Raw genomic sequence first — 12535 nt, forward strand, 5'->3', positions numbered from 1 at the left:
GCCTGAACAGGAGCAAGCCATGACCCATTACCGCGAACAGCACGTCCTGATCCCCGAGTCGGATCTTGAGGGCATGTCCGTGGATACGCTTGCCGTCAGAGCCGGTCAGATCCGAACCGGTGAGCTTGAGCACAGCGATGCCATTTTCCCCACCTCCAGTTTTGTCTACGCCAGTGCGGCTCAGGCCGCGGCGCGATTTGGTGGCGATGAGCCGGGAAATATCTACAGTCGCTTCACCAACCCCACGGTCCAGGCGTTTGAAGCCCGCTTGGCCGCGATGGAAGGCGGAGAAAGGGCGGTCGCTACCGCTTCCGGCATGTCAGCCATTCTGGCCACCTGCATGGCGCTGCTGACTTCCGGTGACCACGTTATCTGTTCACGGGGCGTCTTCGGCACCACCAACGTGCTGTTCCAGAAGTATATGGCCAGGTTCGGGGTGGAGACCTCGTTCGTAAAGCTAACCGATCAGGCGGGATGGGAAGCGGCAGTGCGGCCGGAAACCCGGATGATTTTCATCGAGACCCCGTCCAACCCGCTCTGCGAAGTGGCGGACATGGCAAAACTGGCGGATCTGTCCCGCGCCAATGATGCTCTGTTCGTGGTGGATAACTGTTTCTGTACACCGGTACTACAGCGGCCGCTGGAGCAGGGCGCGGATATCATTATCCATTCCGCCACCAAATACCTGGATGGCCAGGGCCGTTGTGTTGGTGGTGCGGTCGTCGGTCCGGCAAAGCTTATGGACGAGATCTTTGGCTTTCTGCGTTCGGCCGGCCCGACCATGAGCCCGTTCAATGCCTGGGTGTTCCAGAAGGGCCTGGAAACCTTACCAATCCGTATGCGCGCTCACTGTGACAATGCGTTAGAGTTGGCGACGTGGCTGCAAACGCAGGATACTGTTGAGGAAGTCTACTACGCTGGCCTGACCAGCCACCCGCAACATGAGCTTGCAAAAAAGCAGCAAAGCGGGTTTGGCGGCGTTCTGTCTTTCCGGGTAAAAGGCGGCCGGGAGCAGGCCTGGGCGTTTATCGACGCCACCCGTATGATTTCAATCACGGCCAATCTGGGGGATGTGAAAACCACCATCACCCACCCGGCAACCACAACCCACGGCCGTCTGTCTGATGAAGACAAAGAGCAGGCGGGCATTACCGAAAACCTGGTCCGGATTTCGGTCGGCATTGAGTCGGTATCCGATATCAAGACCGACCTTCAGAGAGGGTTTACGGTGCTCGAAAATCATCGTCAGGGAATCGTCTGAGCATTCATGGCCGAGAGTGAAAAAGCGAAGAAAAACCAGGAACTGTCTCCGAAACAGCTGAAGTTCCGGCGATATGTCTCGCAGGGTGCCCGGGAAGGCGCCGTGATTGCCCTCATTGCCCTGTGCATCTATCTGGGTATGGCCCTGGTGACCTTCAGCCCGTCTGATCCCGGCTGGGCATCGATCGGCCATGAAACGGTAGTGCAGAATCACGCCGGTCGCACCGGTGCCTGGCTTGCCAGTCTGTTGCGGGATTTTTTCGGTGATGTGGCGTTTCTGTTCCCGGTGATGGTGGCCGGCTATGCGCTGATGCTTATCCGCCTGCGCAACAAGCCCATCGATCCCCATATTCCTCTGTTTCTGGTCCGGTTTGGTGGTTTTCTGCTGATCCTGCTGTCCGCCACCAGCCTGCTTTCCCTTTATTCCGTGTTTGGTCTGGGTGTCTCATCCGGTGGTGTGTTGGGCGCTGCCGCCTCTGAATCCATGGTCAAGTTCTTTAATCTGCCAGCAACTACCTTGTTGCTGATTGCCATTTTCCTGTTTGCGCTAACCGTTAGCACCGGGCTTTCCTGGTTCTGGCTAATGGACCGCATCGGGGCCGGTACGCTCAGGCTGGGGCAGGGCATTGCCAGCCTTTTCCGCAAATCCGAAAAAGCCAAGAAGCCTATACCCCGTGCCAATCCGAAAGCCGAGCCCCCCATCGTTCAGGATGAACTGACCCACTACCCGGCCAGCGCCTCAAAGTCCGCCAAAACGCCCTGGTGGAAAAAATTTCTTCCCGGCGGTTCCGGGAAGAAGCCGAAGCCGGCGCAGAAAGAGCGTGTTGAGCCCGCCATTGACGGGGTATCCCCCGACATTGATTACGAGCAGCCCCGCCTGGAAAGCTTCAGTTCCCGGGACGCCGGCGACGCGCCAGCCAAAGCCTGGGCCAATGGGGCGGCGAACAAGAACAGCAAGCCGGCAAAATCTCTGAAAATTTCACCGTTCAAGCGGGACGATCAGGAAAAAACCGGTAAAACGGGCGAAAAGCAGGGATCGTTGCTGGAGGATATTGAAAGCACCATTCCGCCTATCTCTCTGCTGGATCCACCGGAGGAGCGCAAGGAGCGGGGCTACTCGGAAGAGTCCCTGCAGCATATGTCCCGCCTGCTGGAAGAGAAGCTGGCTGACTTCGGTGTGTCGGTCGAGGTGGTGGAAGTCAATCCGGGCCCGGTCATCACCCGTTTTGAAATCAAGCCGGCCGCCGGGGTCAAAGTCAGCAAGATTTCCAATCTGGCGAAGGATCTGGCCCGCTCCCTGGCGGTGCTTAGCGTGCGGGTGGTGGAAGTCATTCCCGGCAAGTCCGTGGTTGGCATCGAGATTCCCAATGAAGAGCGGGAAATGGTTCGCCTGAGCGAGGTACTCAACGCCAAGGTGTTCCAGGAATCGTCTTCCGCGCTGACCATGGCCCTGGGCAATGACATCGGCGGCAACCCGATGGTCGCCAACCTGTCGAAGATGCCCCACCTGCTGGTGGCCGGTACCACCGGTTCCGGTAAGTCCGTGGGGGTGAACGCCATGATCCTGAGCATTCTGCTGAAGGCGACGCCGGAAGAAGTGCGCTTTATCATGGTCGACCCGAAGATGCTGGAGCTGAGCATTTACGATGGCATTCCCCATCTGCTGGCACCGGTAGTCACCGATATGAAAGACGCCGCCAACGCTCTGCGCTGGTGTGTGGCGGAAATGGAGCGCCGTTACCGCCTGTTGGCAAGTCTTGGTGTGCGGAACCTTGCCGGTTACAACCGCAAGGTCAGGGACGCTGCAGCTGCCGGCGAGCCGATCCTGGACCCGATCTGGAAACCGGACGAGTACCTGGCAAACGACGAACAGGAACGCCCGGAGCTGGAGACACTGCCGTTCATCGTGGTGGTAATTGACGAGTTCGCCGACATGATGATGATTGTCGGTAAAAAAGTTGAGGAACTGATTGCCCGGATCGCCCAGAAGGCGAGGGCAGCCGGCATTCATTTGATTCTGGCGACTCAGCGTCCGTCCGTTGACGTGATCACCGGTCTGATCAAGGCCAATATCCCGACACGTATGTCGTTTCAGGTTTCCTCGAAGATCGACTCCCGCACGGTTCTGGATCAGGGCGGTGCGGAGCAGCTTCTGGGTCATGGCGACATGCTCTACCTTCCACCCGGTTCCGGTTTGCCGGTGCGGGTTCATGGTGCCTTTGTAGACGACGATGAAGTGCATCGGGTGGTCAAGGCCTGGAAAGCCCGGGGTGAGCCCGTCTATGTGGACGATGTGCTTAATGGCGCCGAGGGTGAGAGTCTTCCGGGCGTGCCCACGCTCAGCGAGGGTGGCGGCGACAGTGAGGGCGATGCCCTGTTTGATGAGGCCGTCGCCTTTGTCACGGAAGGCCGCCGGGTATCCATTTCGTCGGTTCAGCGCAAGTTCAAGATCGGATATAACCGGGCGGCGAACCTGGTGGAAGCCATGGAAGCCTCCGGTGTGGTCAGTGCCGCTGGCAACAACGGCGCGAGGGAAGTCCTCGCACCGCCGCCCCCCAGAGATTAGGAGCCTATTTGTGAGAGATCGTTTCAGCAGTGTTCGTTGGCTGTCGGTGGTGTTTGTGCTGGTGCTGTCCGTCTTTCCTTTATCGGCCCTGAAAGCCCAGGAGAACAGCAAGGAGCAGGCCGCGGAACTGGCGGGGCTTCTGCAGGACTACCGCTCCTTTGAATCCTCGTTTATCCAGATTGTGGTTAACGAAAACGGCAACCAGGTTCAGGAAACCCGCGGCAAGCTGAAAGCCAAGCGTCCGGGGCTGTTCTACTGGGAAACCACATCGCCCCATTCCCAGTACATCGTTAGCGATGGTAATCAGGTCAAGGTGTACGATCCCGACCTTGAACAGGTCACCATTCACGATCTCGACGATCGCGCAGCCACCACGCCGGCACTGCTGCTCAGTGGGCAGGTGGACAATCTGAACGAGAAATACCAGGTGTCCTCCTCGGCAGAAGGGGGAGCAAACCGCGAGTTTACCCTCCAGCCCCGTAACCAGGATTCCCTGTTTCTGTCCCTGACGCTGACGTTCTCCGGTGACCGTCTGCAGGAAATGCGGATGCGGGACTCGCTGGGCCAGCTCAGCGTGCTGAGCTTCATGGATGTAACGATTAACGGCAGTATTCCGGAACAGGCCTTCACTCTTGATTACCCTGATTCGGTGGATGTGATCGGGAAAGACACCTGATGCAGGAAGGTCTGTTTGAGGAAGCGCCGGGTTTTCAGCCATTGGCAGCCCGAATGCGACCAGGCAGTCTTGATGAATACGTCGGCCAGGGCCACCTGGTCGGTCCGGGGAAACCACTGCGCCGGGCGGTCGAACAGCGCCAGCTTCATTCCATGATTCTCTGGGGGCCGCCGGGTGTGGGTAAAACCACCTTTGCCCGGTTGCTTGCCAATCTAAGTGAACTCAGCTTCGAGACGGTATCCGCGGTGCTCAGCGGGGTGAAGGAGATACGCGCCGTCGTTGAGCGGGCAAAGGCCCGCAAGCGCTCGGAAGGCCGCGACACGCTTCTTTTCGTAGACGAGGTTCACCGCTTCAACAAAAGCCAGCAGGACGCGTTCCTGCCCCATATTGAAGACGGCACCTTCATTTTCGTCGGCGCCACCACGGAAAACCCTTCCTTCGAATTGAACAGTGCGCTCCTCTCCCGCACGCGGGTCTATGTCCTGAAAAACCTGGCCGACGATGAACTGTTGGAACTACTGGACAGAGCGCTGGTGTCCGAGCAGGGTCTGAATGGCGAGATAAAAATTGAACGCCCGGTTCTGGAGATGATTGCGGCGGCCGCCGGCGGTGACGCACGCCGGGCACTGAACATCCTGGAAGTGGCCACGGACCTTGCGGAACCGGACGCGGGTGGTAACCCCAGGATCACCAGCGACCATCTTGAGCAGGTGTTGCAGACGAGTCTCAGGCGCTTCGACAAGGGCGGCGATGTCTTCTATGACCAGATCTCGGCGCTGCACAAATCCGTCAGGGGCTCGGATCCGGACGGCTCGCTTTACTGGCTGTGCCGAATGCTGGATGGCGGCTGCGATCCACTCTATGTTGCCCGCCGGCTGGTGCGTATTGCCAGCGAGGACATCGGTAACGCCGACCCCCGGGCACTGCAGCTTGCCATGGACGCCTGGCAGGCCCAGGAACGGCTGGGCTCACCGGAAGGTGAGCTGGCGCTGGCCCAGGCAGTTACCTATCTGGCGATGTCACCCAAAAGCGATGCCGTTTACAGTGCCTTTAACCAATGCATGGCGGACATCCGCAAGGACCCGGACTACGAGGTGCCGGTGCACCTGCGCAACGCCCCCACCAAACTGCTCAAAAGCATGGGCCATGGCAGCGAGTACCGCTACGCCCATAGCGAACCTGATGGCTTTGCCGCCGGAGAATCCTATCTGCCGGAAGCGATCCACCAGCGCCGTTACTACCAGCCGTTGCAGCGCGGGCTGGAAATCAAGCTGGCGGAAAAACGCGACCGCCTCGACGAGAAAAACCGGAACAGCCCGCAAAAACGCTATCCGTCTCAGTGAATTACGGCTTCTGGCCCGCCCTTGAGTCTGGAGCGGTGTAGCCACACGGCCTGTCAAAGGTATAATGCCCCTTCTTGTATTGGGCCAGTAACCCTGCGCCGTTAATCCCGATTCCATCAGAAACGACAAACTCAGGATAACCATGCTCGATCCCAAACGCGTCCGCTCGCAGACTGAAGAAATCGCCCGTCAGCTAAAGGTCAAACATTTCACCTTTGACCGGGCGACCTTTGATCAACTTGAAGAGCGCCGTCGCGCCCTTCAGGTAAAGACCGAAACCCTTCAGGGTGAGCAGAACCGTCGGTCCAAGTCGATTGGTAAGGCCAAGGCGGCGGGTGAGGATATCCAGCCGTTACTGGACGAGGTCGAGCAGTTGAAATCTGAGCGTTCGGCGGCAGAGGACGAGCTGAAAGTCCTTCAGGAGGAGCTGAACGGTTTCCTTTCGGCGATTCCCAATGTGCCTGATGAGGCCGTGCAGGAAGGGGACAGCGAAGACGACAACGTTGAAGTCCGTAAATGGGGTGAGCCCCGGTCCTTTACGTTTGAGCCGAAAGACCATGTGGCAATCGGCGAACAGCTCGGCGGACTGGATTTTGAAACCGCGACTCGTCTGGCCCATTCCCGGTTTGCGGTTATGCGCGGCCCTGTGGCCCGCCTGCACCGGGCCCTGGCCCAGTTCATGATCAACCTGCACACCGATGAGCACGGGTACACCGAGGCCTATTTGCCATACCTGGTAAACGCCGACACGCTCTATGGCACCGGGCAGCTTCCGAAGTTCGAGGCGGATCTGTTCAAGATGGAAGGCGATAACCCGCTTTACCTGATTCCGACAGCGGAAGTGCCCGCTACCAACCTGGTCAGCGATTCGATTCTGGCCGATGACGAACTGCCGTTGAAACTGGTGTGCCATACCCCCTGTTTCCGCAGTGAAGCCGGCTCCTACGGCCGGGATACCCGCGGTATGATCCGTCAGCACCAGTTCGACAAGGTGGAACTGATCCAGATCGTACGCCCGGATGAATCAGACGCAGCCCTTGAAGCCCTGACCGGCCATGCCGAGAAAGTACTGCAGCTTCTGGAACTTCCGTACCGCCTGATGGACCTGTGCGGTGGTGATATCGGCTTCGCCGCCGCCCGCACCTTTGACCTTGAGGTCTGGCTGCCGGGGCAGGGCAAGTACCGTGAAATCTCTTCCTGCTCCAATACCCGGGATTTCCAGGCACGGCGCATGCATGCCAGATGGCGTAATCCGGAAACCAAAAAGCCGGAGCCGGTCCACACTCTCAACGGGTCGGGACTGGCTGTGGGAAGAGCGCTTATTGCCGTGCTGGAAAACTACCAGCAGGAAGACGGCAGCGTTCTTGTACCTGAAGTTCTGAAACCCTATATGGGGGGCATGGAAAAGATCCAATGAGCGATAAAGTCAGTGATGCACCATGGAAGGGCGTAGGGGCCAAATCGGCCCCGGTTCGGTACAGGAAAAACCCGGTCACCGAGAACCCGAACAGCTCTGAAGGTGAAGTGGCACTGGTGGGTGCGGGGCCGGGCGACCCGGAGTTGCTGACCCTGAAGGCCTGGCGTCTGATCCAGTCTGCCGAGGTGGTGCTGTACGACCGGCTTGTGTCGGACGAAATCCTCTCCCTGATTCCCGATTCTGCCGAACGGATTCATGTCGGCAAGCAGCGGGCGAACCACACCTTGCCCCAGGACCAGATCAATAACCGTCTGGTGGAGCTTGCGCAGCAGGGACGGAAAGTCGTTCGACTGAAGGGCGGCGACCCGTTTATTTTCGGGCGTGGGGGCGAAGAGATTGAAACCCTGGCGGCTGCCGGCGTCCGATTTCAGGTGGTCCCCGGTATCACGGCTGCTTCAGGTTGTGCCGCCTATGCGGGCATTCCTCTGACCCATCGGGATTATGCCCAGTCGGTGCGGTTTGTCACCGGACACCTTAAAAACGACACCTGCGATCTGCCGTGGAAAGACTTTGTTCAGAATAATCAGACGCTTGTCTTCTACATGGGCCTGGTGGGTCTGCCCATCATATGCAGGCAGCTAATCGCCCATGGCATGTCCGATGATATGCCTGTCGCACTGGTTTCGCGGGGCACAACGCCGGAGCAAAAGGTGGTGACGGGAAACCTGTCCAATATCGTTGAGCGGGTCGATAGCCAGGCTGTCTCGCCGCCAACGCTGGTGATTATTGGTCAGGTAGTGGCGCTGCGAAGCCGCCTTGACTGGGTTGCAAGTGTACCCATGCAACCCGGCCCGGCTTAACCTCTGCGCTTGGGCAGTACGTCTTTCAGCTTGTCGCGCATCTCGTGCAATGCTTTTTCTGTGGTTTCCCAGTCGATGCACGCGTCAGTAACCGACACGCCATACTTCAGGTCCTCCAGATTTTCAGGAATCGACTGGTTGCCCCAGTTCAGGTGGCTTTCCACCATCAGGCCCTGAATGGACTGGTTGCCTTCCAGAATCTGGTGGGCAATGTCCTGAATCACCAAAGGCTGGATCGCCGGGTCTTTGCTGGAATTGGCGTGGCTGCAGTCGACCATGATGGACTGGCGCAGTTTCGCCTTCTCCAGTGCCTGTTCGCACAGGGCCACATTCACCGAATCGTAGTTGGGCTTGCCGCCACCGCCGCGCAGAACCACATGGCCGTAGTTGTTGCCACGGGTACGGATGATGGCCACCTGGCCCTGCTGATTGATGCCGAGAAAACTGTGAGGGTGTGACACGGATTTCATGGCGTTTACCGCCACGTCCAGGCTGCCGTCGGTGCCGTTCTTGAAACCGATGGCCATGGACAGGCCGCTGCTCATTTCCCGGTGGGTCTGGGATTCAGTGGTGCGGGCGCCAATGGCGGACCAGGAGATGGTGTCCTGCAGGTACTGTGGTGAAATCGGATCCAGGGCTTCGGTTGCCGTAGGCAGACCCAGCTCGGAAATGTCCAACAACAGTCTGCGGCCGATGTGCAGGCCCTGTTCGATATCAAAGGTATCGTTCAGGTGCGGGTCATTGATCAGCCCTTTCCAGCCCACGGTGGTGCGGGGCTTTTCGAAGTAGACTCGCATGACAATCAGCAGGGTGTCACTCAGCTCGTCGGCCAGTTTTTTCAGTTTCTGGGCGTACTCACGGGCCGCATCGACGTCGTGAATCGAGCAGGGGCCGACCACTACAAACAGACGATGGTCCTTGCCATCCATGATGTCATAGATGGCTTGGCGGCCTTTTTCTACGGTGTCTGCCGCTTTTTCCGACAGCGGCAATTCCTGCTTGAGCGCTTCAGGGGTGATCAATCGTTCCTGACTCGCCACATTGAGATTCTCTAGTTTGGTGCCCGACATGCTTTTGTTGTCCCTGATTCTGACCTTTGCCATCGGGGATGGTGTATAACTGAGTGCGGCAACCCCGGGGCATGTAATCTTGTTCGGCGGGGTATGATTGCGGTAAACCCCTGTGAGGTGGTTATACTGCGTTATTTAACCCACCTTTTCAACGCTTCTGACGCGCGGAGAATGGATGCAGCAAGGCAGGCAGAACAGGCCCGAATTACTGTCGCTGGAACAGGCCACAAAACGGATTGACGACGTGCTTTCGGGTATCCGGGTTCCGGACCTTCCATACCCTGTCGGCAAGCTCGACAAAGACGCGATTAGCGACTGGACGCCCCTGTTGATGTCCTGCTGGACCGAACAGCGGGACGAGCCGGTGACGCATGTTCTACGATCGGTGTCCCTGACCTGGTCCGTGCGCCAGATCAACGCTGCTTATGTCTCCGACCGGATCATGGATGTATTCCTCAAGTCCAGCGGTCTTCACCCCGAGCTCGCCCGCCGCATTGCCCGCCTGCGTTTTTTCCTGGCCTGGCGGATGAACCTGGAAGGTGCGGACGTGTTCAGCGACACCTTACTGGAATGGCTCGACAGCCTTCAGGATCTCCGGGGCTGGAGTAACAGTGGCGGGCGCTCTGCAAAAATTCTCCTGGACCAGCTGGACTCGTTGACCATTGAAGTCTCCGGCTGTTTTGAGCACGGCGACAAGGAACCGGTGATGGCGTTCTGCCGTCAGTGGAAAGAAGACGCCGAAAAGCGTGAGCAACAGACCGGGCGGCTGCGGGAGCGGCTCTTGAAAACCGAGCAGGGGGCCGCCCGTCAGCGCCGGGCAGAGCACACGGCCCGTGCCCTGATTGGCCGGGCCATGAAAGGTCGGCAGTTGCCTGAGCCTGTGGTCAGCTTTGTGATGAACACCTGGTTCGGGCTGCTCAAACAGATTGTCTGGGAAGAAGGCCTGGATGGTGAGAACTGGCGCCACGCCAGCAAACTCCTCGAATGGCTGGTATGGATCGGCGACCCGACCCTGTCTGACAGGGACAGAAACCGGCTGTATACCGTGGGCGAACAGATCGGCGATCGCATTATTGATGTCTGGAACAGGCTTAATAAAGAGCCGCTTCCGGAGCAGGCCCTTGCCGGCATTCAGGATGTGATGGTTCAGCGGCTAAGGGGCGAAACACCTGAGCTGATGTCCGCCTTGCCCCCGCCAGACCGGTTTTCCTGGGATTCTGCCTGGCTGGCACTGGAGCCGGTACCGGAGTCGGAGTATCAGGAAATGAAGCACACCTGGTATGTCGAGGGCGAAGGGGCGAAAGAGCAAAGGCGCTTCTTTCTCGCGCTGCTTGAGGATACCCGTGAGGTGCTCTGGACCAATGGCGCTGGCGTCAGGCTCGGATTGCAGCCCTGGACCCGGTTCAAGGCCGAGTTTGAAAACGGCCACCTGCGCCGGCTTCCGCCGGTACGACCGTTCGGGGAAGTGCTCGCAGAAACGATGACTGCGCTTTCCAGCGTACTTCATCGGCAGATGGTGCAACGAAAAAAAGCCGCGGAAGACGCCCGCCAGCGTGCGGAAAAGCTCCGGCATGAAAAGGAAGAGGCGGAGAAACAGCGGGCGGAGGAACGCGCTGCCAAGGAAGCGGCTATAGAGAAGCAGCGCCAGGAAGCGGAAGCCCGTCGTCAGGCCGACGAGGAGGCAGAAGCCGAACGCCTGCGCGTGGAGAAAGAGGCTGCTGCCCGTACCCTTGTCGAAGGCATCAAACTTGGGGGCTGGATCGTTGTGGAAAACAGCGAGTCGCCAACAGAACCCCAGCGGCTGAAGCTGGCAGTCAGGATTAATGCCTCCCGAAAACTGGTGTTTGTGGATCGGCTGGGGCTGAACCGTCGGGAATTCCTGGAAGATGAATTGATCGAGGAGGTCGTCGGGGGCCGGGTTCGGGTGTTGGGCGCTTCCGCGGAATTTGACGACACCCTGTCACGGGTCGTGGGCCGAATTCGTGTCGGCCGGTAAGGATTCAGCCAATAATAAAAGCCCTTAAGGGCGTTCAGGGGTAAGAACGATGAGCGATATCGATTACAGCTTTGGCAATGATGAGGATGGGGCACCCGACATACCCGGGGACAACCGCTCTGAATACCGCTTGACTGGAAGCGCACAGGTGACGCTGGAGCTGGAATCTTCAGAGCCTGAGAACGACGATAACGCAGCGGAGTCGGCAGGCCGGACGCTGGTTTCGAAAACCCGCGATCTGTCTGCCCAGGGGTTTTGTCTCACCACGCGGGAACCACTAACGGAGAATGCGTTGCTTACCGCCTGGGTCCGGCTCGATAGCGAGCCGGAGGCGTTTCAGTTGACCGTGGATGTCGTCTGGTGCCGTCCGACGTCGGCAGGCCAGTGGCTGGTAGGCCTGCGTATTCTGGAGTCGGACGACACCTCGTACCTCGAATGGGTCGAGGCCGTGGCGAGCGCTATGTCGGAAAACTGAAGGCTCAGTCCTCCAGTTCACCCATACCGGTAATATTGAACCCGCCATCGACGTACATGATTTCACCGGTGATGCCACTTGCCATATCCGAGCACAGGAAGGCAGCTGCATTGCCCACTTCTTCGGTGGTCACATTCCGCCGCAGGGGCGCCCGCCTGGCGTTTTCCGCAAGCATTTTCCGGAAGCTCTTGATACCGGACGCTGCCAGGGTTTTGATCGGCCCGGCAGAAATGGCATTCACCCGGATGCCGTCCCGGCCCAGGCTGCCCGCCATGTATCGCACGTTGGATTCCAGTGATGCCTTGGCCAGACCCATCACGTTATAGTTCTGAAGTACTTTTTCGGCACCCAGGTAACTCAGGGTAAGAAGGGCGCTGTTTTCGTGCATCATGCCTCGGGCCGCCTTGGCCAACGCGACAAAGCTATAGGAGCTGATGTCGTGAGCAATGCGGAAGCCTTCCCGGGTGGTGACGTCGACAAAATTGCCGTTCAGTTCGTCGCCCGGCGCAAAACCGACCGAGTGCACGATAATATCGATCTTGTCCCAGTGCTTGTTCAGCTCGGTAAATACGTTCTCGATTTCCTCGTCACTAGCCACATCGCAGGGGAAAATCAGATTGCTACCCCAGCCCTCGGCAAACTGCGCAACCCGGGGTTTAAGCTTTTCATTCTGGTAAGTGAATGCCAGTTCAGCGCCTTGCTGATGGAATGCTTCGGCGATGCCGTGGGCAATGGAAAGTTTGCTGGCGACGCCGACAATCAGGGCCCGTTTACCACTGAGTAATCCCATAATGATTCTCCCTTTGATTCAGTTCAGGGCATTATCCCTGAACCGGCTTGATGTGAGTAACACTCAATTGGTCGTAGTATTC

Annotated in this window: 9 protein-coding genes and 1 pseudogene; 8 read left to right on the top strand and 2 right to left on the bottom strand. The window is 58.5% G+C overall.

Annotated elements, in window-relative coordinates; all coding sequences use genetic code 11:
- Positions 1-19: 19 nt before the first annotated feature.
- The 6 genes and pseudogenes from FPL19_RS14330 to cobA all read left to right on the top strand — a co-directional run.
- Positions 20-1261: an O-succinylhomoserine sulfhydrylase gene (locus tag FPL19_RS14330; protein WP_150913369.1), complete on the top strand. Its 1242-nt coding sequence runs from the start codon at positions 20-22 to the stop codon at positions 1259-1261.
- 6 nt (positions 1262-1267) lie between these two features.
- The gene (locus FPL19_RS14335) at positions 1268-3826 is read left to right on the top strand and encodes a DNA translocase FtsK (protein ID WP_150913371.1); all 2559 of its coding nucleotides are present in this window, start codon (positions 1268-1270) and stop codon (positions 3824-3826) included.
- Between the two features lie 10 nt (positions 3827-3836).
- Positions 3837-4502 carry an outer membrane lipoprotein chaperone LolA gene (gene lolA, locus FPL19_RS14340; protein WP_225314443.1) on the top strand — a complete coding sequence of 222 codons (666 nt, stop codon included), beginning with the start codon at positions 3837-3839 and terminating at the stop codon, positions 4500-4502.
- A complete protein-coding gene (locus FPL19_RS14345) occupies positions 4502-5845 on the top strand; it encodes a replication-associated recombination protein A (protein ID WP_150913373.1) in 1344 nt (447 codons plus the stop codon). The genes lolA and FPL19_RS14345 overlap by 1 nt, the downstream gene beginning before the upstream one ends.
- Before the next feature lie 142 nt (positions 5846-5987).
- Positions 5988-7262, top strand: a complete 1275-nt coding sequence (gene serS, locus FPL19_RS14350; protein WP_150913375.1) for a serine--tRNA ligase — start codon at positions 5988-5990, stop codon at positions 7260-7262.
- Positions 7263-7360: 98 nt separating this feature from the next.
- Positions 7361-8122 (top strand): annotated as a pseudogene (cobA, locus tag FPL19_RS14355) (uroporphyrinogen-III C-methyltransferase); the annotation flags it as partial.
- On the opposite strand, the gene FPL19_RS14360 reads toward cobA, so the two are convergent.
- A complete protein-coding gene (locus FPL19_RS14360; protein WP_150913379.1) occupies positions 8119-9192 on the bottom strand; it encodes a 3-deoxy-7-phosphoheptulonate synthase in 1074 nt (357 codons plus the stop codon). The pseudogene cobA and the gene FPL19_RS14360 sit on opposite strands and share 4 nt — an antisense overlap.
- Before the next feature lie 175 nt (positions 9193-9367).
- Here FPL19_RS14360 and FPL19_RS14365 point away from each other — a divergent pair, with 175 nt between their 5' ends.
- Both FPL19_RS14365 and FPL19_RS14370 read left to right on the top strand, forming a co-directional pair.
- Positions 9368-11188 carry a cell envelope integrity protein TolA gene (locus tag FPL19_RS14365; RefSeq protein ID WP_150913381.1) on the top strand — a complete coding sequence of 607 codons (1821 nt, stop codon included), beginning with the start codon at positions 9368-9370 and terminating at the stop codon, positions 11186-11188.
- 49 nt (positions 11189-11237) lie between these two features.
- Entirely contained in the window at positions 11238-11663 is a 426-nt protein-coding gene (locus tag FPL19_RS14370; RefSeq protein ID WP_150913383.1) for a PilZ domain-containing protein, read from the top strand.
- A 4-nt stretch (positions 11664-11667) separates the two neighbouring features.
- Here the strand turns inward: FPL19_RS14370 and FPL19_RS14375 are convergent, their stop codons facing one another.
- Complete coding sequence (locus FPL19_RS14375) at positions 11668-12453, bottom strand: enoyl-ACP reductase FabI (RefSeq protein ID WP_150913385.1); 786 nt, start codon at positions 12451-12453, stop codon at positions 11668-11670.
- Positions 12454-12535: the final 82 nt, after the last annotated feature.

Origin of the sequence: Marinobacter halotolerans (genome assembly GCF_008795985.1) — a bacterium.
GTDB lineage: Bacteria > Pseudomonadota > Gammaproteobacteria > Pseudomonadales > Oleiphilaceae > Marinobacter > Marinobacter halotolerans.